The organism is Natronomonas amylolytica (assembly GCF_037031205.1).
GTDB lineage: Archaea > Halobacteriota > Halobacteria > Halobacteriales > Haloarculaceae > Natronomonas > Natronomonas amylolytica.
In genome coordinates this window covers 92,247-114,421 of the sequence record NZ_JAYEZM010000004.1, presented here as the reverse complement: position 1 = coordinate 114,421, position 22,175 = coordinate 92,247, and the positions used below count along the sequence as shown (strand labels likewise).

22 protein-coding genes, 1 tRNA gene and 1 pseudogene are annotated in these 22,175 nt (G+C 63.7%); 12 read left to right on the top strand and 12 right to left on the bottom strand.

Annotated features, from left to right (window positions below; genetic code table 11):
* Positions 1–6 precede the first annotated feature (6 nt).
* A complete protein-coding gene (locus tag U5914_RS06230) occupies positions 7–468 on the bottom strand; it encodes a YqaA family protein (RefSeq protein WP_336135223.1) in 462 nt (153 codons plus the stop codon).
* Positions 469–794: 326 nt separating this feature from the next.
* Here U5914_RS06230 and U5914_RS06225 point away from each other — a divergent pair, with 326 nt between their 5' ends.
* Positions 795–1,547 (top strand): crotonase/enoyl-CoA hydratase family protein, encoded by a 753-nt coding sequence (locus U5914_RS06225; RefSeq protein ID WP_336134895.1) that lies wholly within the window; start codon positions 795–797, stop codon positions 1,545–1,547.
* A gap of 42 nt (positions 1,548–1,589) precedes the next feature.
* Here the strand turns inward: U5914_RS06225 and U5914_RS06220 are convergent, their stop codons facing one another.
* The 7 genes from U5914_RS06220 to U5914_RS06190 all read right to left on the bottom strand — a co-directional run bounded on the left by U5914_RS06220 (position 1,590) and on the right by U5914_RS06190 (position 9,265).
* Positions 1,590–1,976 (bottom strand): hypothetical protein, encoded by a 387-nt coding sequence (locus U5914_RS06220; RefSeq protein WP_336134894.1) that lies wholly within the window; start codon positions 1,974–1,976, stop codon positions 1,590–1,592.
* Between the two features lie 23 nt (positions 1,977–1,999).
* A complete protein-coding gene (gene ftsY / locus U5914_RS06215; RefSeq protein WP_336134893.1) occupies positions 2,000–3,049 on the bottom strand; it encodes a signal recognition particle-docking protein FtsY in 1,050 nt (349 codons plus the stop codon).
* 5 nt (positions 3,050–3,054) lie between these two features.
* On the bottom strand, positions 3,055–3,522 hold the full coding sequence (gene pfdA / locus U5914_RS06210; RefSeq protein WP_336134892.1) for a prefoldin subunit alpha: 468 nt from the start codon (positions 3,520–3,522) through the stop codon (positions 3,055–3,057).
* The gene (gene rpl18a, locus U5914_RS06205; protein ID WP_336134891.1) at positions 3,519–3,692 is read right to left on the bottom strand and encodes a 50S ribosomal protein L18Ae; all 174 of its coding nucleotides are present in this window, start codon (positions 3,690–3,692) and stop codon (positions 3,519–3,521) included. The genes pfdA and rpl18a overlap by 4 nt, the downstream gene beginning before the upstream one ends.
* Before the next feature lie 776 nt (positions 3,693–4,468).
* Positions 4,469–6,865, bottom strand: coding sequence for an ATP-dependent DNA helicase (locus U5914_RS06200; protein ID WP_336134890.1), 2,397 nt, complete (start codon positions 6,863–6,865; stop codon positions 4,469–4,471).
* A 38-nt stretch (positions 6,866–6,903) separates the two neighbouring features.
* On the bottom strand, positions 6,904–8,247 hold the full coding sequence (locus U5914_RS06195; protein ID WP_336134889.1) for an alkaline phosphatase family protein: 1,344 nt from the start codon (positions 8,245–8,247) through the stop codon (positions 6,904–6,906).
* A gap of 478 nt (positions 8,248–8,725) precedes the next feature.
* Positions 8,726–9,265, bottom strand: coding sequence for an inorganic diphosphatase (locus U5914_RS06190; RefSeq protein WP_336134888.1), 540 nt, complete (start codon positions 9,263–9,265; stop codon positions 8,726–8,728).
* Between the two features lie 260 nt (positions 9,266–9,525).
* Between U5914_RS06190 and U5914_RS06185 the strand changes: the two genes are divergently transcribed.
* Positions 9,526–9,885, top strand: a complete 360-nt coding sequence (locus tag U5914_RS06185) for a PadR family transcriptional regulator (RefSeq protein WP_336134887.1) — start codon at positions 9,526–9,528, stop codon at positions 9,883–9,885.
* Here U5914_RS06185 and U5914_RS06180 read toward each other — a convergent pair.
* Both U5914_RS06180 and rnhA read right to left on the bottom strand, forming a co-directional pair.
* Positions 9,882–10,526 (bottom strand): DUF7108 family protein, encoded by a 645-nt coding sequence (locus U5914_RS06180; protein WP_336134886.1) that lies wholly within the window; start codon positions 10,524–10,526, stop codon positions 9,882–9,884. The two genes, U5914_RS06185 and U5914_RS06180, sit on opposite strands and share 4 nt — an antisense overlap.
* Complete coding sequence (gene rnhA / locus U5914_RS06175; protein WP_336134885.1) at positions 10,519–11,109, bottom strand: ribonuclease HI; 591 nt, start codon at positions 11,107–11,109, stop codon at positions 10,519–10,521. The genes U5914_RS06180 and rnhA overlap by 8 nt, the downstream gene beginning before the upstream one ends.
* Positions 11,110–11,270: 161 nt before the next feature.
* Here rnhA and U5914_RS06170 point away from each other — a divergent pair, with 161 nt between their 5' ends.
* Together U5914_RS06170 and nreA are read left to right on the top strand one after the other, a co-directional pair.
* Positions 11,271–12,236 (top strand): transcription initiation factor IIB, encoded by a 966-nt coding sequence (locus tag U5914_RS06170; protein ID WP_336134884.1) that lies wholly within the window; start codon positions 11,271–11,273, stop codon positions 12,234–12,236.
* 75 nt (positions 12,237–12,311) lie between these two features.
* Entirely contained in the window at positions 12,312–13,580 is a 1,269-nt protein-coding gene (gene nreA, locus U5914_RS06165) for a DNA repair protein NreA (RefSeq protein WP_336134883.1), read from the top strand.
* 9 nt (positions 13,581–13,589) lie between these two features.
* Here nreA and U5914_RS06160 read toward each other — a convergent pair whose 3' ends face one another.
* A complete protein-coding gene (locus tag U5914_RS06160) occupies positions 13,590–13,874 on the bottom strand; it encodes a pro-sigmaK processing inhibitor BofA family protein (protein ID WP_336134882.1) in 285 nt (94 codons plus the stop codon).
* A gap of 82 nt (positions 13,875–13,956) precedes the next feature.
* On the opposite strand from U5914_RS06160, the gene U5914_RS06155 reads away from it, so the two are divergent.
* From U5914_RS06155 to U5914_RS06140, 4 genes are all read left to right on the top strand, one after another.
* Positions 13,957–14,029, top strand: a tRNA-Pro gene (locus U5914_RS06155).
* 168 nt (positions 14,030–14,197) lie between these two features.
* Positions 14,198–14,611, top strand: a complete 414-nt coding sequence (locus U5914_RS06150; RefSeq protein WP_336134881.1) for a group I intron-associated PD-(D/E)XK endonuclease — start codon at positions 14,198–14,200, stop codon at positions 14,609–14,611.
* A 75-nt stretch (positions 14,612–14,686) separates the two neighbouring features.
* Positions 14,687–15,475, top strand: coding sequence for a VOC family protein (locus U5914_RS06145; RefSeq protein ID WP_336134880.1), 789 nt, complete (start codon positions 14,687–14,689; stop codon positions 15,473–15,475).
* Positions 15,476–15,562: 87 nt separating this feature from the next.
* Positions 15,563–15,895 carry a HalOD1 output domain-containing protein gene (locus U5914_RS06140; protein ID WP_336134879.1) on the top strand — a complete coding sequence of 111 codons (333 nt, stop codon included), beginning with the start codon at positions 15,563–15,565 and terminating at the stop codon, positions 15,893–15,895.
* Positions 15,896–15,931: 36 nt separating this feature from the next.
* Here the strand turns inward: U5914_RS06140 and U5914_RS06135 are convergent, their stop codons facing one another.
* The gene (locus U5914_RS06135) at positions 15,932–16,636 is read right to left on the bottom strand and encodes a helix-turn-helix domain-containing protein (protein ID WP_336134878.1); all 705 of its coding nucleotides are present in this window, start codon (positions 16,634–16,636) and stop codon (positions 15,932–15,934) included.
* Positions 16,637–16,814: 178 nt separating this feature from the next.
* On the opposite strand from U5914_RS06135, the gene U5914_RS06130 reads away from it, so the two are divergent.
* The 4 genes and pseudogenes from U5914_RS06130 to U5914_RS06115 form a co-directional block, all read left to right on the top strand.
* Positions 16,815–20,834: an LAGLIDADG family homing endonuclease gene (locus U5914_RS06130; RefSeq protein WP_336134877.1), complete on the top strand. Its 4,020-nt coding sequence runs from the start codon at positions 16,815–16,817 to the stop codon at positions 20,832–20,834.
* Complete coding sequence (locus tag U5914_RS06125; RefSeq protein ID WP_336134876.1) at positions 20,834–21,091, top strand: DUF7854 family protein; 258 nt, start codon at positions 20,834–20,836, stop codon at positions 21,089–21,091. Before U5914_RS06130 ends, U5914_RS06125 begins: the two co-directional genes overlap by 1 nt.
* 36 nt (positions 21,092–21,127) lie before the next feature.
* Positions 21,128–21,466, top strand: coding sequence for a DUF7855 family protein (locus U5914_RS06120; RefSeq protein WP_336134875.1), 339 nt, complete (start codon positions 21,128–21,130; stop codon positions 21,464–21,466).
* Positions 21,448–22,158 (top strand): annotated as a pseudogene (locus tag U5914_RS06115) (DUF7856 family protein); the annotation flags it as partial. The gene U5914_RS06120 and the pseudogene U5914_RS06115, both read left to right, overlap by 19 nt.
* Positions 22,159–22,175: the final 17 nt, after the last annotated feature.

The following is a 22,175-nucleotide window of genomic DNA, read 5'->3' as shown; positions in this document are numbered from 1 at the left end:
TGCCCGTCAAAGCGCCAGTGAGATACTTCCGAAGAACCCGACCGTGACGATGAGTCGCCCGAGACTCCCGACGAAGGTCGCCGCAGCGAACCGAACGTAGTCCCGTTCGAGCACGGCGAAGGCGTATATCGAGATGGTATCTGGGAAGAAAGGGACCGACAGCGCCATCGCGAGCCCGCCGTAGCCGTACCGTTGTGCGAGCTGGACTGACCGCCGCTCCGACCATTCCATGACGTTCCACCGGGATCGGCGGAGCCACCGGACGATTGGTCCGGCCTGTTTGACCTCCTGACCGATGTGGAACGCCAGTACGCTGCCGGCGGCCTTTCCGACCGCACTGACGAGCATGATGCTCCCGAGGCTGGCCCACGTCGGGAGCCCGAGTTCCAGCGGCGCGACGAGAACGACCTCGCTCGGGCCGGGGAGTACGAACGCGATCAGAAACGAGTACACGAAGATGATGCCCATACCGGGCCACCCCGTCGCTGACTCGACGAGCGCCTCCACACCCCCCGCGAGGGAAAGCAGTAGCGAACTCAGCGGCAATGACAGTGTTATGGGCAAGTCGCTAGGTACTCCATCTTTCTCGTCCGGCTAGTACGTGTCGGTGTCGGACGCTGATGCCGACTACCGTGTGTGCCATTTATTGCCACAGTTGACGCCGTCGCTCGTATCCGTCGACGCGCCCGTGGTCTCGCCGCGTTCCCCATATTCGTAATTCTATATCGTGGTATATAGTTTATCTTGTGGTTCCTGCCATGCTTTTTATACTTATATCGGTCGTTCGGCGAGCCATGACGGTTCACTACGAGCGAGAGGGTCCGGTCGCCGTCGTCAGGGTCGACCGGCCGGAGCGGCGCAACGCCATCGACAACGCGACCGCGGAGGAACTCGGTCGGGCGTGGGAACGCTTCGACGAGGACGACGACGTGTCGGTCGGCGTGCTGACTGGCAGCGAGGGCACCTTCTCCGCGGGCGCGGACCTGAAGGCGATGGACCTGCAGGACCGCCCGGATGGATGGCTCGGCTTCACCCGCACGCGCGTTTCGAAGCCGACCATTGCCGCCATCGAGGGCCACTGTGTCGCTGGCGGTCTGGAGATGGCACTGTGGTGTGACCTCCGGGTCGCCAGCGACGCCGCCACGTTCGGCTGTTTCGAGCGCCGGTTCGGCGTGCCGCTGGTCGACGGCGGCACCCAGCGACTCCCGCATATCGTTGGCCTCGGACGAGCCCTCGAACTTATCCTGACCGGCCGGGAACTCGACCCACAGACGGCCAAGGAGTGGGGACTCGTCAACCGCCTCGCCGACGAGGGCGAGGCGCTCGATGCGGCCGTCGAACTCGGCGAGGTCGTCGCGGGATTCCCACAGGAGACGGTTCGAACCGACCGGCAGGCGGTCTACGACGGTCTCGGGGAGAGCCTCGAACGAGGGTTGGCCGTCGAGGGCTGGCACGGTTCTCGTGCGCTGGAGACCGCCCGAGAGGGTGCCGACCGCTTCGCCGGCGGCGACGGCCGAAGCGGCGAGGGCGTGCCGGACGAGGAGTGAGGTCTCTCGAAATACGCCGGCGTATCTACGCGCAGTGTGAGGCTACAGCCGACTTTCGTAGAGGTTCGCCTGCCCGGCCTCGCCGAACCACCGGACGACGACGCGCTGGCCCGCCTCGAAGCGCGGGTCGTCGAGTTCCAGTCGGTCACCCGGCCGGACCGTCGTGTTCGTCTCCCACGTCGTCCGGTGGACCGTGCGGTCGGGGACGACCGGCCGGTCCTCGTAGACGATAACGGCGAGTTCGCCCGACTCGAACGCGTCGCCGTCGGCGTATTCGACGACGAGGCTGTCTTCGGCGGGGTCGCTACTCACATCGAAAGACGCGTCCGGGACGGCCTCCGGTGGCGCTCGTAGAAACGCCGGGAGCAACCAGAGGCCGGCGGCGACGACGGCGATCAAAACCAGCGCGACAGCGGAAGCGCGACGCATTCGGGGGTCTCGTTCGAGCCTCGTTACTCCTCTCGGAGCAGTCGGTCGACGATTTCGTCAGGGTCGAACCGTTCGAGGTGGTCGTAACCCTGTCCGGTGCCGAGGAAGAGGATCGGCTTGCCGGTGACGTGGGCGATGGAGATGGCCGCACCACCCTGCGAATCGGCGTCGGCCTTCGTCAGCACGACGCCGTCGATTTCGGCGGCGTCGTTGAACTCCTTGGCGCGGTTCGTCGCGTCCTGGCCGGCGACGGCCTCGTCGACGAACAGCGTCAGGTCGGGGTCGACGACGCGGTCAATCTTCTCCAGTTGGGCCATCAGGTCGTTGGAGGTATGCAGGCGACCGGCGGTGTCGCCCAACACGACGTCGACGTCGTTGGCTTCGGCGTACTCGACGGCGTCGTAGATGACGGCCGCCGGGTCGCCGCCCTGCTCGTGGGTGATGATCTTGGTATCGAGGGCGTCGGCGTGCTCCTCGATCTGCTCGTTGGCGCCCGCCCGGTAGGTGTCGCCGTTGGCCATGACCGACGAGTAGCCGCGCTCCTCGAGCCACCGGGACATCTTCGCGATGGTGGTGGTCTTGCCGACGCCGTTGACGCCGGTGAAGACGACGACGACGGGCTTGTCGGTCTCGGCGATGCGCTGTTCGAAGTCGAACTGGCCGACACTGATGACGTCCCGAAGCGCCTCCGCGATGGCGCGTTCGACCACCTGCTCGCCGGACTCGACCTGCTTGCGGGTCTCGCCGACCAGTTCCTCGTGGATGCGGTCGGTGATCGCGTTCGCGACGCTCATCTCCACGTCGCCCTGCAGGAGTTCGAGTTCGAGCTGTTCGAGGGGCTCTTCGAGCTCCTCCTCGGTGATGACGGTCCGGCCGGTCGCCGCGAGGGCGGCCTTCTTCGCGAGGCCCGGGCCGTCGTCTTCCTCGTCCGCGTCGGGCTCTGCAGCCGGCTCCTCGGCCGTCTCGGCCGACTCCTCGGGGACCGACTCGCCCGCTTCGGCTTCGGGCTCGTCGGATTCCTCTTCGACGTCGTCCTTGAACCGGCCGAGTTTATCCTTCAGTCCGTCGAACATCTACCCTACTCGTCTTCCTGCTGCATCTGCTGTTGCATCTGCTGCATCTGCTGTTGCTGCATCTCCTGGGCCTGCTCCTCGAGGTCCGAGGTCTCCTCTTCGACCTCCTCGATTTCGGCTTCGAGTTCCGCGATGCGGTCGTCGAGGGTGTCCTTCTTGGTTTCGAGGGACTCGACGGCGCCCTCGCTGTCTCGCTCCGCGGCGTAGCCGCCGCCCAATCCGACGACGACCTCGTCCATGTCCTGAACCTCCGCGCGGACGTAGGCGCCGCCGCCGAGGGGGACCTGCACGGTCGCGCCGCTTTCGAGCGTCTCGATGGCCTCGATGGCCTCGTCGATCTCGTCCTGCTCTTGCTCGACGCTCTGGATTTCGGCCTCGATGGCCTCTTTTTCCTCTTCGAGGGCCTGCATCTGCTGTTGAATCTGCTGCATCGCGCCGCCGCCACCGCCGCCACCGCCGCCACCGAGGCTCATGCGTCCACCTCGGCGATGTCGATCTGGGTGCGCTTCAGGCCGTGCTGGGAGCCGAAGTTCGTGTAGACGCGCTCGACGGCCACGTTCTCGTTCGGTGCCTCGACCTGCTTCTCGAAGTCCTGCTCGCCGAAGCGAGCGGGGAAGGAACCGCGGACAGTAAACTCACTCATATACGTGACACGGCGCGCGAGCGGGAAGTATCTTCCTAACCCGACTCTGTTGGACCCCACACTGAGGGCGTGATTCGTCCCGCCGTTTCTTTGTAAGTCGAGCGTGGCGACGCCCTGACCGCAAACAACCGGAAAGCCCTCGGCCCGCTGGCTAGCAGTCGTCTGTTTATAAGGAGTGCTCGGGAGTAAGCCGACCGCAACCACCTCGAAAGCCCTCGGTGAGTTCGCGGTCGCTAAGCGGGATATCCTCCCTGCGGTCGGATAGTGCCCGCTTAGCGACTATATAAACGCGAACCCACCTCGCCCTTTCATTCCTCCAAGGACCGCACCTGCCCTTTCCCGGGTTTCGCGGGCCTACGGCCCGCAGACCTACACCACGGCGCGTAGCGCCGTGCATGTCGCGCGGCGGCCCAAGGGGCCGCACGCGCTCCCGGCCGAGTGGCTTTTATAAATGGCGCGCGCTGGCCGACCGCTGCGAGCAGACCGCGAGCAGCGGTCAGGCCAGCCAGCGCGCGAGGGACGACCGAGCGGAGCGAGGGAGTCGGTTGGGGAGGTATGTGGCTGTGGTTGCGGTGCGGTCCTGGCGGAATCGAAGGGCGAAGCCGGGTGGCGCTTGCTTGGTCGTCTGAGCGACCACTATCCGAGCGACCGCAGGGAGCGAGGATATGTCGCTCAGCGACCGCCAGCCGGCTGAGGGCTTCGGGGGTGGTGTTAACGGGTGAGAGGCCACGCTCTATTTATAAAAAAACAGAGCTGAAACGATTCGAAAGCTCGTACTATCCAGACCAGAATCGGTCCAGAGCGAAATCGAACATATCGGTGCTGACGGGCTGGAACTCCTCCCGTTCGGCCTCGCCGAGCAACTCCCGAACGCTGTCCCACGAGTCTCGGGCGAATCGCTCGTCACACAGCACCCGCACGCCCGTCTCCTCTGGGCCGCGAATCACGCGGCCGATGGCCTGTCGGGCCTTCCGGACGGCGGGCACCGACAGCGCGTATTTGAAGCCGTCGCCGAAGGCCCGGTCGTAGGCGGTCCGCACGGCCCGCGTCCGGGGACTGGCGGTGTTGATGATGGGGACGCCGCAGACGATGGCCGCCGACAGCCGGTCGCCCTTGTAGTCGACGCCCTCGGTCAGCGTCCCGCGGAGGCTCGTCACCAGCACCTTCGGATCGCCCTCGAAGAACTCCTGTTTGAGGTTCTCCGTGGCCACGTCGTCGGTCGCCTCGTCGAGGAGGACCTCCTTGTCGCAGTCGTCCAGCACGGAGGCGGCCCACTCGGTTTCCCGGTAGGAGGGCATCCCGACGAGGACGTTGCCCGGCGAGTCGGCGACCCGTCGAATCGCCGCAGCGTGGGCCCGCCGGGTGTCGGTCTCCTCGCCGGGGTCGCCGCGGTTCGCGTAGGTGAACTTCGGCGCCGACAGCGCGAAGGAGGCGCGGTTGTCCTCGGAGAATTCGAGGCCGTAGGTCCGCTCGACGACCGGCCGGTCTTCCTCCCGTTCCAGATGCTGGAGGCCCGTCACCTCGGTGAAGACGTCCAGCGGCTCCAGCGTCGCGCTCATCAGCACGCCCGCGCCGAACTCTCCCAACTGCTCGCCGATGGCGCCCGCCGGCAGGCAGTTGTGCAGCGAGAAACTGGCGGTGTAGGCCCGCTTCCAGGATTCGGCCGGTTGGGTGTCGTCCCAGGTGCGTTCGAGTTCGATTTCACGGAAGAAGTCGGTGTGGTCGACCCGGTACCACGTCGCCAGCGTGCGGCCGACCCCCGAGACCGCGCGGCGCTTGTCGTCGTCATCGATGGTATCGAGGACGTGCTTGGCGACCGCACAGACCGTCTCCGCGCGCGTCCAGATGCGTGCGTCGAAGCCGTTGCGCTCGGCCCACCGCGTCAACTCGTCGGTACCGGGCGTTTCGGGGTCTCGAAGCGGAATTTCGTCGTCTTCGAGGTCGGTCAGGTCCCGCTTCCAGCCCGGTCGTTCCTCGTCCAGATGGTCGGTCACCCGTCGGTCGAGTTCGTCGCCGAGGGCGGCGAAGAAACGGCGCGTGTCGCGAAACTCCGAAAGGGAGACCTCGGTCTCCTGGAGTTCCTCCCGAATCGTCGCGGCCTTCTGTCTGGCCTCGGCGCCGTGCTGGGCGCCCTGGCCGGCTTCCTCGATAGCGGCGACCGGTTGGATGACTCGCGAGAGTTCGTTTTCGGCATCCCGCAGCGACCGGTCGGAGACGCTGTCGCCGACGAGGTCCCGGACGCGGGGTTCCAGCATGTGGGCCTCGTCGCAGACGACGAACGTCTCGTCGTCGATGAGCGCGCCCGTAAAGGACTCGACTGTCGTCGGGTCGAAGGCGTGGTAGTAGTTCCCAACGAGGACTTCGACGTGCGGCAGGAGCGCACCCATCACCGAGTGGGGGCAGGAGCCGTGGCCACCGGCCCGGCGGACGAGGTCCTCGCTTTCGATGAGACCCATCTCGGTGTGGTCGAAGGGGACGGCTTCGACCGGGTCGCCGTCCTCGGGCAGGTCGTCGAGGTACTGCGCGTAGAAGGGGCAGTACTCGACGTCGTGGTCGCCGGCCTCGGGCGTGTCGTGGGGATACGGCGTCGGTTCGCCCGCGGTTTCCAGAAAACTCGCGCCGTTGCCCTGGGCCCCGGAATCGGCGAGGCCGACCTGCTGGCTTCTGGCTTGGTCGACCAACGACCCGGGTGTCGTCTCGTCGGCCAGTCCCCGCGTGCGCTCGCGGAGGCCCTCGCATCGCTCGTAGACGTTCGTGTCGTCGATATCGCCCGCGTTGGCGAGGTTGTAGGGACAGACGTCGGCCTTCCCGACCAGCGTCATCGCCGAAATCGGTTGCCAGTCGTCGGGCAGGTTGTCGTTGATGGTCCGGAGGTCCTCCTCGAACTGTCGGAGTTGCTGTTTGACGCTCGTGAGGACGAACACGCGCTCGAACGTCGAGTCGGGGTCGCGGACGAGGTGGATGCCGGCGGTCAGCGCGAGCATCGTCTTGCCCGTCCCGCAGGCACCCTCTAGGGCGAGAAAGCCGCCGTCTTCGGCGGTGTCGATGGCCGTCTCGATGCCGTCGATTTGGTCGTCGTAGGGCTCGTCGTGGCCGAATATCGGCCGCCAGTCGGGGCGGGCACTCGTCTCGTCGTCGGCGGTTGCGGCCGCCTCGTCACCCTCGGAGGACACACCGCGAACTGACGCGGCTTCACCTAAAGACGTGTCGTCTAGACGAGGCTGGCGCCGTCGAACTCGTTGCGGTCGACCTCGATGTCGAGCAACTCGAGGATGGTGGGCGCGATGTCGTAGAGGTCGGCATCGGAGATGCTGGCGTCGTCGTCATCGACGAACAGACACGCGTTGTCGAAACTGTGCATGCCGTTGCGAGGGCCGGTATCGAAGACCTTGTTGCCGCCGCTGAATCCGGATTTGAGGTCGAAACCGTGGTTCGGGATGACCACGAGGTCCGGCGCGATGTCGTCGTGGTCGCCGCGGAAGGCCTTCTCCTTGGTCACGACGCGGTCGGCGACCTTCCGGCCGTCGGGACCCTCCAGTTCCTCCAGTTCGGCTTTCAGTTCGGCGCGGACCTCCTCGTAGTCGTCTTCGGGGACGGACCCGCGCGGTTCGCGGCCCTCGAGGTTGATGTAGAAGCGGCCGGGAATCAGCGAGTAGGCCGTCGTCTCGTCGCTGATGTCGCCGAGGCTGTCGTGGTCGTCGTCCTCGTAGGAGAGCCAGTCGTTCTCCTCGAGCCAGACGTTGCATTTGACCTCGTGGTCCAGTTGCGTGAAGCCGTGGTCGGAGGCGACGATCATCGTCGTCTCGTCGTCGAGCATGTCACGCAGCTCGCCGAGATAGCGGTCGACCTTCTCGTAGAAGTCGAGGAACTCCTGTTTGTACTCGCCGTCCTGGGTGTAGTGTTTGAACAGGAAGTGGTTGACCCGGTCGGTCGTCATGAAGACGCCGAAAAAGAGGTTCCAGTCGTCCTCCTGGATGTAGTGTTTGAACGCGTCGAAGCGGGCGTCTAGCGTCCGGTGGGCGTCCTCGATGAACTTCTCTTTGTCCTCCTTGTGGCCCAACTTGGCGTTGACGTCGATCTTGTAGTCGAGGTCCTCCAGCGTCTCGCGGAGTTCGTCGGGGTAGGCGGCCTTCTCGACGCCGGGCGAGAGGAACCCGGAGACCATCCGCTGGACGTCCCGGTCCGGCGGGAACGTGACGGGGACGTTCATGACCGTCGCCTCGCGGCCGGCGTCGTCGACGCGACTCCAGAGGCGCTTGGCCTGTACGTCACGGCCCATCGGAACGTAGGTGTCGTAGCTGCCGACCTCCCGGTCCTGGAAGCCGTAGACCCCCGTCTCGCCGGGGTTGACGCCGGTGGTCAACGCGGGCCAGCAGGCGCTGGATTCGGGCGGGACGATGGAGTCTATCGCGCCGCCGCTGCCGGCGGCACCCATCTCGTTGAGGTTCTCGAAGACGTCTTCGTTGTCCGCGATGAGGCTGTACGGAACGCCGTCGATACCGAAAAAGGCGACTCGCGGTCCCTCGCCGCCGCGAAGTCGGTCGAACAATCCCATACACGCGTGTGGGACTGGCGGCTACAAGAAGGTTCGTTTCGCGTGCGAAAAGCGGCACCCCTCGTCGAAACCGGCAAACGCGTGGCGGAACGTTACGATTCGTCGTCCTCGTCGTCCTCGTCGTCGGACGGCACCTCGAAGTTCTCCGGAACGACGGTCATGTGTTTCATCCCCATTGGGGCCTGCTTTTGGGCGCTCATACACGAACGTAACACGCCCACCCCCATATATCACTCCATAAACATAATGTATTGTCCGCATACGGGGTATGCTTGGTGGGTATACTGTATGAGGAAAACGCAAGATGACGGTTGATTCTATGGCTATTACTAAAGGGCATTTAACGTGGGCCGGTATGTCTACAGCGAATCCATCGTTCGGTTCGTAGCCCGGTTCGCGCGGGCACGAGCAGTCCGATGGACTGAGCGAGCCGTGGCTGTCGACAGCTACTAATAAAAAACGAGACGGCGCGGCCGCGTTACTCGAAGTGTTCCTCGTAGAGGTCCTGAGCGTGTTCGATGGCCTCTTTGGCGGCCTGTTTGTCCTCCCAACCCAGCGTCTCGACTTCCTTGCCCTCCTCGAGGTTCTTGTAGGTCGAGAAGAACTCGTCGATCTCGTCGAGCTGCTGTTGGGGGATGTCCTCGAGGTCCTGGATGTGGTCGTAGCGGGGGTCCTCGCTGGGGACGGCGATGACCTTGTCGTCCTGCTCGCCGTCGTCGTCCATCTTCATGAGGGCGACGGGGCGGGCCTCGATGACACAGCCGGGGAAGGTCTGGTCTTCGACCAGCACGAGCACGTCGAAGGGGTCCTCGTCGTCGTAGTAGGACTGCGGGATGAAGCCGTAGTCCGAGGGGTAATGGACGTTCGAGTGGAGCACGCGGTCCAGCACGACGCCGGGGATGTCCTTGTCGTATTCGTACTTGTTGCGCTCGCCTTTCAGACACTCGACGACGGCGTAGATCTCGTCGGGGGCGTTCGGCCCCGTCTCGAGGTCTTCCCAGAGGTTCGCTCCAGCCATGTTCGGCGATGGGCGTGACGCCCGCAAAGACCTTTCGACACGCGCTTGACGCCCGAGGACCTCGGTAGCCCGTTGCGGCCGCCCCTCGACGTCCGTACATCCGCGACTCTCGACAGATACCTGATATCACGGTTCGAATACCTCTCCATTGTTCGATGTTTTATAAATAATATGCCCAGAATGTGAATGGAGGAGGACAATGCCGGTCGTTTCGTTGTTGTTGGATAAATGTTAAGTAGGTTCCTAACGTGTTGATTCGTATGTCAGAGGCACAGACAACTGCTCCCGACCCGGGCATCGCACGGGAGCTCACGGCGTTCCAGCAGAACATCCTGACCATCCTCGCGGAGGACCCACGGTACGGGCTCGCCATCAAGCGCGAACTCGAAACGTACTACGGCAGCGAGGTAAACCACGGGCGGCTCTACCCCAATCTCGACGACCTCGTCGAGATGGGCCTCGTCGAGAAGAGCGAACTCGACAAGCGAACCAACGAGTACGGCCTGACGGACGACGGGCTCGAAGCGGTCCTCGACCAGCTATCGTGGACCTTCGCGAAGGTCGCGACCGACGACGAGCGGGCCGACCGGCTGCACGACCTCGTCGACCAGCACGCCTAACGGAGTTCTCGACCCGTTCTTTCGACCAGTCGCAGCGACGCAGCGACGGCCTCTAGCTGTTCGTCGGTCGGCCACGCGTTCCGGGGGAGATACTCGGCGGTGAACTCCTCGCGTTCGCCTTCGGTGGCCTCCTCGACGCGTTTGGCGTAGTGATTGCTCATGAAGTCCGCGAAGGCGTGGGCCGTCGGGCCGTGTGGCTCGCCGTGTTCGGCCTCGATTTCGTCGGCGACGCGGCGGTTGTGCTCGGCGACGGCGTCCCAGTCGTCGGGGTCGCCGACCCCCGACAGGGACGCCTCGACGGCGCGGTCGGTGTCCTCGATGCGGTCGAGTTGGACGACCCCGTCGTCGACCCACTCCTCCGGATACAACACGAGCGTTTCGCCGGTGTCCTCCTCGCGGACGCGGGGGACGTAGTCGTGGTCGGCCAGCAGGGATTCCCGTTCGTCCAGATACGCCTCGCGTTCGTTGTCGTCGACGGCCTCGCGTGCGCGCCGAGTAAGCGTCGTCACCCGGTCGATAACGTCTCCGGAGAGGCCGTCGCCGCTGGCCTCCTCGTCGGTGGTGTTCCCGTCGTCGGCGTCGCCGTCGGTGGCGGTTCCATCGCTGGCGTCCTCGTGTGTGCCGGTAGGTTCGTCAACCATCGAGTGCGTCGTTGACTAGGTCGTCGGCGCGCTCGTTTATCTCCCGCGGAACGTGGTCGATGGACCACTCGTCGAACTCCCGGAGCAACTCGCGGGCCCGGACGCGCTTCTCGCGGAGCGTCGGGTCGTTGGTGTCCCACTCGCCGCGGACCTGTTTGACGATGAGTTCGGAGTCGCCCTTGACGAGGAGTTCCTCGAAGCCGATGTCGGCGGCCGCTTCCAGCGCACGAAGCAGCGCCTCGTATTCGGCCTGATTGTTCGTCGCGTTCCCGATCCGTTCCGACCCCTCGGCGGCGATGCCGTCGCTGGTGACGATGACCCACCCGATGGCGGCGGGGCCGGGATTGCCCCGAGAGCCGCCGTCGAAGTAGACGTGTGCGCGCCCGCCGCCGCCCTCGATGACGCCGACGAGTCGGCCCGGCGACCCGCCCTGGACGACGACTTTCCCCTCGTAGGCGACCGCCGTCGCCCCCGCGTGGCTCGCCCGCCACAGTTCGTGGTCGGTATTGCCCGGTTCGACCTCGATACCGGCGGCTTCGAGCCGTTCGCGAGCGGTCGCGGGGTCGCAGTCGATGACGGGCATCGTTCCCGCTTCCCACCGTCCCGGTTTTAGCCCTTCCGGTTTCCGACCCGTTCCCGGGGGGCCGACAGTTTTCGGACGGTCGCTCTCTTGCGGTTCATGTCAGATTTAATAATAGGTTTGCGAGGGTTTAAGTCGAATGCTCGTATCACTATAAAAACGCGATGACACGGCCCACCCGTCAACGGGAGCGCGAGACCGAAACCGAGGGGGAAACCGCCGACCAGGACGAAGCGACGGTCTGCCCGGAGTGTTCTTCCGACAACATCGTCAAGGACGCCGACAGGGGTGAGATGGTCTGTGACGACTGTGGGCTCGTCGTCGAGGAAGACCACATCGACCCCGGGCCGGAGTGGCGCGCGTTCAATCATTCGGAACGACAGGAGAAGTCCCGCGTCGGCGCGCCGACCACCCAGACGATGCACGACAAGGGGCTGACGACCACCATCGACTGGAAGGACAAGGACGCCTACGGCCGCTCTATCTCCTCGAAGAAACGCTCCCAGATGCACCGACTCCGGAAATGGCAGGAACGCATCCGGACCAAGGACGCCGGCGAACGCAACCTCCAGTTCGCCCTCAGCGAAATCGACCGGATGGCATCCGCACTCGGCGTTCCCCGCTCGGTCCGCGAAGTCGCCTCGGTCATCTACCGGCGCGCCCTCGACGACGACCTGATTCGGGGCCGCTCCATCGAAGGTGTCGCCACCGCCGCGCTGTATGCCGCCTGCCGCAAGGAAGGCATCCCCCGCTCGCTGGAGGAAATCAGCGAAGTCTCCCGCGTCGAACGGAAGGAAATCGGCCGGACCTATCGCTATATCTCGCAGGAACTCGGCCTCGAGATGGAACCTGTCGACCCCAAGAAGTACGTCCCCCGCTTCTGCTCGGAACTCGAACTCTCCGAGGAGGTCCAGACCAAGGCCAACGAAATCATCGAGACGACCGCCGAGAAGGGCCTGCTCTCCGGCAAATCCCCGACTGGCTACGCCGCCGCGGCCATCTACGCCGCCTCGCTGCTCTGCAACGAGAAGAAGACCCAACGCGAGGTCGCTGACGTCGCGCAGGTGACCGAAGTCACCATCCGTAACCGGTATCAGGAACAGATCGAAGCGATGGGCATCCACTCCTGACCTGAGCGGCCCGCCGTTTTCGGTTCTCCCCTCGCCGTCCGAACAGTCTTTATTAGTCCAACCGTAAGGACCGCCATGCGCCTCGACGAGTACGTCGACGACCTCGACCGCGACGAGTCGGTCGAGTTGCGGAAACTCGCCGAGGAGAAATCCTACGCCATCACCGACCACCTCGATTCGGCCAAGACGCGGTTCGACGAGACGCTCTCGGACGACACGCTGGTCGGCTCGACCGCCCCCTCGGTGTTCGTCGGCAGCGGCTCCTATCCCAGCGTCTCCGCGGGCCTGCTGGCCCCCGTCGGCGACGAGGACGACGCCGAACAGTACGTCACCTCCGGAAAGTGGTACCGGCAGGGCTACTCCATCGACGACGTCTTCCAGCGGCGGACCAATCTCCTAAACTCAACGCGCCGCTCGAACGTCGACGTCGACGACGTCTGGGACGGCTTCGTCGGCACCCAGCGAGAGGTCGCCATCGCCGACCGGCCGGTCGACGTGGAACTCGGACTCGACGAGCGACCGGGCTTCGACCTCGACGGCACGCTGGAGGACATTGCCGCCCCGCGCGGTCCCCGCGCCAGCGCCGAATCCGCCAGCCTCACCGAGAACCCACACGTGCCCCGCGCCATCGAGAAGACCCTCTCGGACGACGACTGGCGGGCCGAGGGCGCGATGACCTACCTCTACCGCAAGGGCTTCGACGTCTACGACATCAACAACGTCCTCTCGGTCGGCGCGCTCGGTCAGGGGGACAACCGCCGACTCGTCCCCACGCGCTGGTCGATCACCGCCGTCGACGACACCGTCGGGAAGTACCTCCGCGGTACCATCCGAAACGCACCTTCTATCGACCAGACGCTCGTGTGGCACAACAGCTACATCGGCAACGACTACTGGGTCATCGCGACGCCCGGCGACTGGGAGTTCGAGTTGGTCGAACTGAAAGCCCCCGGCTCCATCTGGAATCCCGACCCGAACGGCCAACTCTACATGGCCGCCGACAGCGAGGGCTTCGAGGGCCGCACCGACTACGTCGACGAGACCTCCGGCGCCTACTACGCCTCTCGCCTCGGCGTCCTCGAAGAACTCGCCGACCGCGGCCGACAGGCCAAGGTGTTCGTCATCCGCCACGCCACCAACGAGTACTGGGCCCCCGTCGGCGTCTGGCAGATCCGCGAGTCGGTTCGGGACGCCTTCGACTCGGAACCGGCCGTCGCCGAAACCTTCCACGATGCCGTCCGGCAACTGGTCCCGCAACTGCCCGTCTCCCTGAATGACCTCCGCAGAAAATCGACGATGGCCGCCGGCATCCAGACCGACCTGTCGGCCTTCGGCATCGAGTGAACCGCTCGTTTAGAGCAACACGAGCGGCGCCATCATCCCGACGAAGGCGATATCGAGGTACGCGAGGATGATGACCAGTATCGCGCCCGGAATCCCGCCGACCGCACAGACGAGTATCGCTATCAGCGAGATATCGATTCCACCAGCCAACCCGAGGAAGTTGGCGATAAAGAGGATGATAACGCCGACGATGGCGTTGACGATGAGCGGCTTGACCGCCTTAATTATCCGGTAGGCGCCGAACAGCAGCGCCAACACGAGCACGAGCAGGCCGATTTCGACGGGCGTGACCATACCCGCGATTCTCGGGGATGACAAAAAGCCGTTCCGGCCGGAACGAAACGTTTTCACGGGGGCGGGAGTTACGAATATACGAGGGACCGTGGGGTAGCTTGGTATCCTTCAGCGTTTGGGACGCTGTAACCCCGATTCAAATTCGGGCGGTCCCACCTCATTTTATTCTGAATAGCCGATGCTAAGGTGTGTCCTTGATTTAAAAACTAGCGGGGGTGGCGCGCTCGCCCGCTAGACGGAACTTGCGTCACCTACAGCGGCTCTACTTTCACTTCGGGGTTGGATTCATTTTTATACCGAACGGATAGCAGTTCCGCGCAGCCATGGAGTCCCACGAGAAGGGCGACCTCACCGAAGCCGCCGTCATCACCGAACTGAAACGGCGCGGAATTCCCGTTTTGATTCCGTTCAGCGACAATCAGCGGTACGACTTGGTTCTCGAGGCACAGAACGGTCGGATGCAGCGGATGCAGGTCAAAACAGGCTGGCTTAGCGATGGGGTCATCCAGTTCCACACGAAGAGTCAGCACACGAATTCACAGGGAAACGTCTACAAGCACTATGACGGTGACATCGACGGGTTCCTCGTCTGTGTGCACGAACTAGAGACGCTGTATCTGGTCTACGAAGACGAGTTCAACAGTCGAATCACGCTTCGCGTCGAGACTCCCGACCAACCCGACGCCTCGATAAACTGGGCGTCGGACTACACCTTCGACGAGCGGTGGCCGCCGTAGACCTCGGTTCGACGGTCTGTCGCGGTTGGCCTTTCAGCATGTTTTTGCCCGCGCCGGCCCTACGCTCGCGTAGCTATGGACGGCACGCTCGACCACGTGATGCTTCGCGTTTCGGACCTGCAGGAGTCGCTGGACTGGTACCAGACCCACCTCGAATACGAGGAGAAGGACCGCTACGAGGGCGACGGCTTCACCATCGTCTACCTCGGGCCGGAGGACATGCACGAGGACGGCGCCCTGCTCGAACTCACCCACAACGAGGGCGAAGAACCAGAGGTGGGCGACGCGTGGGGCCACATCGCCGTTCGCGTGCCCGAGGGCGAACTCGAAGCCGCCTACGAGGGGCTCATGGAGGGCGGTGTCGAGGACTATCGCGACCCCGAATCCTGCGGCGGGCGCTACGCGTTCGTCAAGGACCCCGATGGCCACGAGATCGAGATCGTCAAGCGGGACCACGGCGCGCGCTGGAGTCTCGACCACACCATGATTCGCGTCGAGGACGCCGACGAGGCCATCGGCTTCTGGACCCGCAAGTTCGAGTACGACGAGGTCGGCCGCTGGGAGGCCGACACGTTCGCGAATTACTTCCTCGAACCGCGAGACGCCGCCCCCGAGGAGATGTCCGTCGAGTTGACCTACAACTACGACGGCCGCTCCTACGAGTTCGGCGACGCGTGGGGCCACCTCTGTGTCCGCATCGACGACCTCCACGACGACTGGGAGACGCTCATGACGCGGGAGGCCGCCGACTACCGGGACCCGGCCGACTGTGACGACCTCTACGCGTTCACGAAGGACCAAGACGGCCACGAAATCGAACTCATCGAACGGGATACCGACGCCGAGTCGCTGTTCCCGTTCTGACCGTCACGGACTATTTCACAGTAACCGAAACTGGTCCCTCGAAATCGAGGGACCGTGACTATACGTGGTCCGTTCTTCCTGCGGTGCATGGTAGCGCCCGACGGTCTCGGCATCGACGACGCCGAAACGCCCGACCACGACGTACGGGTTCACACCATCGATTGGCTGGACGACGGGTTGGCGCCGTCGTATAGCGTGACGATGGCGGTTTCGAAGGTGACCGAAACGCCGGTGGAGGAGCTGCAACCGCTCTACGATGTCGTCGACCCCGACGCGCTCGACGAACTGTTCGACCGTATGTCCGATACGGAGTCCGCGACCCAAAAGGGACATCTCAGGTTCGGTTACGAGGGCTGTGACGTGACGGTGTATGCGGACGGCCGGACCGTTGCGCTGCTGTCGGACGTCGACACGCCCTGACGCCGTGGGTCGACGGCCGCCGATTCGGAGGGACACCTACCGCGAGTTCAGTCCGTCGAACAGCACGGTAAGCAGTTTCCGCTCGGCCGTGTGGATGTGCTCGGAGAACGTCGCCGAGGAGATGTCGAACTCGTCGGCGATTTCCTCGCCCGTACACTCCCGGGGCCAGTCGTAGTAGCCGGCTTCGAAGGCGGCTTCGAGGACCTCGAACTGCCGGTCCGTCAGGTGTGCGTGGAGGACCTCCTGGAACGCCGACTGGGTGAAAAGCGGAGTGACCGCCTCCTTCTCACGTTTACGGACGAGTTCCGTCCCGGGAATCTCATCGAGGAACTCCCCGATGACGGCGGGGGATTCACACTGTGACGGAATCTCGGCGACGATGCGTCCGTCGCCGTCGGTGCTGTGAACCTCCCGGGGATGGGCGCCGAGTTCGGCCAGCGTCACGGCCGGACAGTCGCCGTCGACGAGGAACTCGAAGAGGCCGCCGTCGTCGTACTCGTTGAGAAGGGTGACGTCCACCGTCTCGTGGGTCGCCGCAATCTCCACGATCCGCGCCGGATCGACGCCGGTGACGTTGAAGAACTCCGAATACTCCCCGCCGCAACGGGGCATGATCTTGGCGAGTTCGAACGTACACGACTCCGCTTCCGAGACGCCGACGAACGGATATTCGGGGCTCTGGAGGGAGAATTCCGCCTCGATGACGGGAGCGTGTTGCTCACGCGGAGAAGTCTTGCTCATGGTCTATCCTCCCGATATCTCGTCCGCCACGGTATGAATCTTCGGGCCTGACAGTTCGCCATCAAAACGGCTCGATATCGGCGTCTCTCGCTGGATTCCTCTCAACCTCCGGGGAACTCTACTTTCACTGTGGTTGCGAAACTTCTTATTCCGGGAAGCGCCAAGAGGTGATACTCTCATGGCGCGCGCGGAGAACACCGAAGTCATCGACAAGTTCGAGCAGTTCTACCGCGATTACTATCGCAACGAGATCGGGGACCTCGCCCAGAAGTACCCCAACGAAAAGCGGTCGCTCTACATCGACTGGGACGACCTCTACCGCTTCGACCCTGACCTCGCGGACGACTTCATCGCCCAACCCGAGCAGATGCGCGACTACGCCGAGGAGGCCCTCCGCCTCTACGACCTCCCGGTCGACGTCAAACTCGGGCAGGCCCACGTTCGCGTCCAGAACCTCCAGGAGTCGACCCCGATTCGCGACATCCGCGCGCGCCATCGCGGCCAACTCATCGCCGTCTCCGGTATCGTCCGCAAGGCGACCGACGTGCGCCCGAAGGTGACCGAGGCGGCCTTCGAATGCCAGCGTTGCGGCACCCTCACGCGCATCCCGCAGACCTCCGGGGAGTTCCACGAACCCCACGAGTGTCAGGGCTGTGAGCGACAGGGGCCGTTCAACATCAACTTCGACCAATCGGAGTTCGTCGACGCCCAGAAACTCCGCGTGCAGGAATCCCCCGAGGGCCTGCGCGGCGGCGAGACGCCCCAGAGCATCGACGTCCACATCGAAGACGACATCACCGGCCACGTGACCGCCGGCGACCACGTTCGCGTCTCGGGCATCCTCCATCTCGACCAACAGGAGTCCAATCAGGAGAAATCGCCCATCTTCGACGTCTACATGGACGGCCTCTCGGTGGAGATCGAAGACGAGCAGTTCGAGGACATGGACATCACCGACGAGGACAAGAAGGAAATCATCGAACTCTCCAACGACGACGACATCTACGAGAAGATGGTCGAGTCGATGGCGCCGTCCATCTACGGCTACGAACAGCAGAAACTCGCCATCATCATGCAGTTGTTCTCCGGTGTCACGAAGCACCTGCCCGACGGCTCTCGGATTCGGGGTGACCTGCACATGCTTCTAATAGGGGACCCTGGAACTGGAAAATCTCAACTTTTACAGTACGTACGGAACTTGGCTCCAAGGTCTGTTTATACATCTGGTAAAGGTTCGTCCAGCGCTGGTCTTACGGCAGCAGCTGTTAGAGACGACTTCGGCGACGGCCAGCAATGGACGCTGGAAGCCGGCGCGCTCGTGCTTGCAGACCAGGGGATTGCGGCCGTTGACGAACTCGACAAGATGCGTTGTGTCACCGGTGACACACTTGTTCATCTGGCTGATGGCCGGATCTCGCGCATCAGTGAACTTGCCCGGGAGGCGGAAGCCGAGGGTTCCATCGAAGAACTCTCGAACGGCCGTACGATTCGCGATGTCGATTTCACGGCGTGGACGATGGCCGCCGATGGTCGACTGGTCGAACGTCCGGTGACGGCTATCCACGAATACGACGCGCCGACCGACCTCACCGAGGTCACACTCGAATCTGGCGAGTCACTCACCGCGACCGATGATCACCCGTTCTTCGTGTTCGAGGACGGCCAACACGTCGAGCGGTCGGCAGCAGATCTCCAGCAAGGAGACTGGGTGTACGTTCCCAAGCATCTCACGCCGTCCGCAACCGATGGTGGAGCAGTATCGTCACCTGCCCAATCGGAGATGTCGGAACCACACATGCCTCCCGCTATGGGGGCGGTACTCGGCTATCTCTCGGGCGATGGGAACGTCTACTACGAGCGACAGGAGGGTAGTTACGGTATCCGGTTCACCAACAAGGAGGAACAACTCCTCGCGGACTTCGAACGAGCGTGTAACGAAGCGTTCGACGCCGAACCGGTTCGGCATCCCAGCGAACAGCGCGATGATGGGGTAGGGACGGTTCGGCTACACGGTCGGGAGTACGCCGATGCGGTCATCGAGGCGGGGATGAATCTGGAAGCGTACGATGGCAAGTCGTTCCCCGATGGCGTCTCGAAAGGGGACAGACGGACCAAAGCGGCCTTCGTGCGTGCGATGGCGGATAGTGAGGGGACTGTCGATACAGCCAGTAACAACGTTCGCCTCTCCTCTGCGAGCATGGAACTCCTTCAGGGCATCAAGAGCGTCCTGCTTGAGTTCGGTGTATCATGCCAGATCCGTACCAGAAAACGTCGCGAGAAGCGAGATTTACACGTTCTCGCGATTACCTCGGCAGACTCGCTTCGTGCGTATAATCGCCATATCGGCTTCACACTCGACCGGAAACAGGCCGCTCTCGAAGAGGTCTGTGCCGCCGTCGACGGTGACCGAACGATTATCGACGTCCTGCCGGATTGTGGTGCACTATTGCAGGACCTTCGTGAATCGCTCCGCCTCTACCAGTCGGAATGTGGGCTCGATGGTGCTACGTACTGCAACTTCGAGAACGGCGATGCGAACATCTCGCTCGCTCGAGCCGAAACCGTACTCACGGTATTCGAGACTCGCGTTGAACGTGCTACCGAAGATGCTTCGAGGTTGTCCGAGACGGCCGACTGGGAACGCCTCGAAGAACTGAAGGCACGATACAACGTCTCCCAGCGCGAACTGGCCGAGGAAACGAGATTTAGCCAGCAGCAGATCTCGAGAGGCTGGGAGGAAAACGAGGCAGTCCGCGACGTGGTCCGGCAGCGCCTCGAAACCATAATCGAACGCGTTTCGAAGACTGATGTCTCTCCCCTGCATGAACTCGTCGATGGGGACGTCAAATGGCGTCGAGTCGCCGAGGTCGAGAGCACGACTGAACAATCCGACGATGACCGAATCCCTCTCCTCAGAGGAGAAATCGCGGAGGTTCTCGGCTGTGACACAGCGAACGCAGAGCAGCAAGCGAATGAATTGGTCGCTATCGAACCTGAAACCGACTCTTGGCAGAGTTTGCGAGACGAGTTAGAGCGGCATGGAATTCCGCTACAGCGGCTCGCTGACGACCTCAATGTGGCCGGCTCGACTGTTTCGAGATGGTTCCGGGGAGTCGTCGACACCGAGCGATTCGAGGAGGTTCGAGATGTCGCCGAGTCGCGTCTCTCTGAAAAACGTCGCCATATCGGTTCGCTGTTGCAGGAAATCGAGTCCCGTCGTGAGTCGAAAGTGTACGACCTAACTGTCGAGGAGACGCACAACTTCGTCGCTAACGGAATGGTCGTGCACAACTCGGAGGACCGCTCTGCCATGCACGAAGCACTAGAGCAGCAGTCGATTTCGGTCTCCAAGGCCGGTATCAACGCGACCCTGAAATCCCGGTGTTCGCTGCTCGGCGCGGCGAACCCGAAATACGGCCGGTTCGACCAGTACGAACCCATCGGCGAGCAGATCGACCTCGAACCCGCGCTCGTCTCCCGGTTCGACCTCATCTTCACGGTGACCGACAAGCCTAACGAGGAGGAGGACGCCAACCTCGCCGAGCACATCATCAACACGAACTACGCCGGCGAGTTGCACACCCACCGGGAGAACACCGCGACCTCGAACGTCACCGAGGAGGAGGTCGCCAACGTCACCGAGGAGGTCGAACCGACCATCGAGGCCGAACTCCTCCGGAAGTATATCGCCTACTCGAAGCGGAACTGCTATCCGACGATGACCGAGGAGGCCAAAAAGGAGATTCGGGATTTCTACGTCGACCTGCGTGCACGCGGGCAGGACGAGGATTCGCCGGTTCCCGTGACGGCCCGGAAACTGGAGGCGCTGGTGCGGCTCGCGGAGGCCTCCGCGCGGATGCGGCTCGCGGATTCGGTCGAACAGGAAGACGCGACGCGGGTCATCGAAATCGTTCGGTCGTGTCTACAGGACATCGGCGTCGACCCCGAGACGGGCGAGTTCGACGCCGACGTCGTCGAGACGGGCCAATCCAAGAGCCAGCGGGACCGCATCAAGGACATCAAATCGCTCATCAGCGAGATCGAGGAGGAATACGACGAGGGCGCGCCCATCGAGGAGGTGCTGGACCGCGCCGAGGAGATGGGCACCGAGCGGTCGAAGGCCGAACACGAAATCGAGAAACTGCGACAGAAGGGTGACGTCTACGAGCCGAAGACGGATCACCTGCGGACGGTCTGATGGACCGGATTGCCGCAATCCGACGCATGGAGGACGCACTCGCCGACTTCGAGGACGGCGAGGCCACGCTCGAAGAGTGCGAACGGCGGGTTCGAGCGGCCGTCCGCACCTTCGCGTCCGAGTTCGACGGCGAGCTATCGGCATATCGGTCGGGTGAGGGAACCGTCGTGGTCGCGGGTTCGGAGGCCGAGGCCCGTGAGCGCGTCCGGGAGCTAACTGATGTCGAAGCGCCGGTCGTCGAGAAGCTATCCGAATAGGTTAATTTTAAATCTAAGTGTGAAGCAAAAATAGCTGTGCTACTGGTGGTGACGTACTCGCAGTCGGCGCGGGCGTCGCTTCGGAACGCCTGTGGCGCCCACGAGGAGAGCGTGGTCCGTCGGTTCGGGCGGGCGGCGCTGCTAGAGGGGACCGAACACGGGGCGTTTCTGGCGTTACGACTCCGTGCGAAGCATCCGGACGACGTACAGGTCGAGCGAACCGAGCCGTTCAACGAGTTCCGCGACGTTCCCGAGCGCGTTCGGGAGGCGGCGACGGCCTACGAGAATCGACCGAACCCGAGCACGCCGTACGCGAAGTTCGCGGTCGGCGAACCGTACCCGTTGCCGGCGGAACTGAAACAACGAGAGCTGTGACGCTCGTCGAGAAGGTCGGCGTCATCGCGCCGGGGCTGTCGCTGGACCGGCAGGCGGTACTGGTCGCCGTCGCCCGTTCGCGCGGGGCGAAAAGCGAGGTCGCCGACGAACTCGCCGGCGTCCGCGAACAGCTCGGGGAACTCGATGCATCGGTGCCCTCGCTGGCCGACGCGCGGCGCCGGGTCGCGGAGACGGAAGCCGACCTCGACGCGAAGCGCGAGCGGGTCGCGACGCTTCGGGGACGGGCCAACGAGACCGACGACGAGTCCGTGACTGTGGCCTATCGCGAGGCGATTCGGGAGCTTTCGGAAGCCGAAACCGAACACGCGGCGGCCCGAGAGGAACTGGCGGCGACGCGCCGTCGGGCGCGGAACGTGCGCGACGAGCGCCAGCGCCGTCTCGAACTGCAGGACCGGGCTCGGAACCTCCAACGGCGAGCGAAACGGAAACTGGCGGAAGCGGTACGTCCCGCGATCGACGATGCGGTTCCGTCGGTGCCCGGCAGTCAGGCAGCGACGTTCTCGGATGCTGACCCGATTACGGCGGCTCTCGCAGCGCTTCGGGTCGGTCGCCCCCGAATTCCGGTCGTCCTCGCTTGTGGGCGATTTCCCGACAGGAGGCGTGCGGAAGCGTGGCTCCATGCGCCGGTCGCGCGTCGATATCCGGACGCCGTCTCGGACGGTTTTTTATAAGCGATAGGGCAGCCACC

What these genes read in the sequence shown, in the direction of transcription:
- U5914_RS06185 (WP_336134887.1), top strand. Translation starts at nt 9,526, where the DNA reads ATGTCAGAGGCACAGACAACTGCTCCCGACCCGGGCATCGCACGGGAG.
- nreA (WP_336134883.1), top strand. Translation starts at nt 12,312, where the DNA reads ATGCGCCTCGACGAGTACGTCGACGACCTCGACCGCGACGAGTCGGTC.
- U5914_RS06225 (WP_336134895.1), top strand. Translation starts at nt 795, where the DNA reads ATGACGGTTCACTACGAGCGAGAGGGTCCGGTCGCCGTCGTCAGGGTC.
- U5914_RS06135 (WP_336134878.1), bottom strand. Translation starts at nt 16,636, where the DNA reads ATGAGCAAGACTTCTCCGCGTGAGCAACACGCTCCCGTCATCGAGGCG.
- pfdA (WP_336134892.1), bottom strand. Translation starts at nt 3,522, where the DNA reads ATGAGCCTCGGTGGCGGCGGTGGCGGCGGTGGCGGCGGCGCGATGCAG.
- U5914_RS06140 (WP_336134879.1), top strand. Translation starts at nt 15,563, where the DNA reads ATGGTAGCGCCCGACGGTCTCGGCATCGACGACGCCGAAACGCCCGAC.
- U5914_RS06230 (WP_336135223.1), bottom strand. Translation starts at nt 468, where the DNA reads ATGGGCATCATCTTCGTGTACTCGTTTCTGATCGCGTTCGTACTCCCC.
- U5914_RS06160 (WP_336134882.1), bottom strand. Translation starts at nt 13,874, where the DNA reads ATGGTCACGCCCGTCGAAATCGGCCTGCTCGTGCTCGTGTTGGCGCTG.
- U5914_RS06195 (WP_336134889.1), bottom strand. Translation starts at nt 8,247, where the DNA reads ATGGGATTGTTCGACCGACTTCGCGGCGGCGAGGGACCGCGAGTCGCC.
- U5914_RS06180 (WP_336134886.1), bottom strand. Translation starts at nt 10,526, where the DNA reads ATGGTTGACGAACCTACCGGCACACACGAGGACGCCAGCGATGGAACC.
- ftsY (WP_336134893.1), bottom strand. Translation starts at nt 3,049, where the DNA reads ATGTTCGACGGACTGAAGGATAAACTCGGCCGGTTCAAGGACGACGTC.
- U5914_RS06220 (WP_336134894.1), bottom strand. Translation starts at nt 1,976, where the DNA reads ATGCGTCGCGCTTCCGCTGTCGCGCTGGTTTTGATCGCCGTCGTCGCC.
- U5914_RS06130 (WP_336134877.1), top strand. Translation starts at nt 16,815, where the DNA reads ATGGCGCGCGCGGAGAACACCGAAGTCATCGACAAGTTCGAGCAGTTC.
- U5914_RS06190 (WP_336134888.1), bottom strand. Translation starts at nt 9,265, where the DNA reads ATGGCTGGAGCGAACCTCTGGGAAGACCTCGAGACGGGGCCGAACGCC.
- rpl18a (WP_336134891.1), bottom strand. Translation starts at nt 3,692, where the DNA reads ATGAGTGAGTTTACTGTCCGCGGTTCCTTCCCCGCTCGCTTCGGCGAG.
- U5914_RS06150 (WP_336134881.1), top strand. Translation starts at nt 14,198, where the DNA reads ATGGAGTCCCACGAGAAGGGCGACCTCACCGAAGCCGCCGTCATCACC.
- U5914_RS06170 (WP_336134884.1), top strand. Translation starts at nt 11,271, where the DNA reads ATGACACGGCCCACCCGTCAACGGGAGCGCGAGACCGAAACCGAGGGG.
- U5914_RS06145 (WP_336134880.1), top strand. Translation starts at nt 14,687, where the DNA reads ATGGACGGCACGCTCGACCACGTGATGCTTCGCGTTTCGGACCTGCAG.
- rnhA (WP_336134885.1), bottom strand. Translation starts at nt 11,109, where the DNA reads ATGCCCGTCATCGACTGCGACCCCGCGACCGCTCGCGAACGGCTCGAA.
- U5914_RS06125 (WP_336134876.1), top strand. Translation starts at nt 20,834, where the DNA reads ATGGACCGGATTGCCGCAATCCGACGCATGGAGGACGCACTCGCCGAC.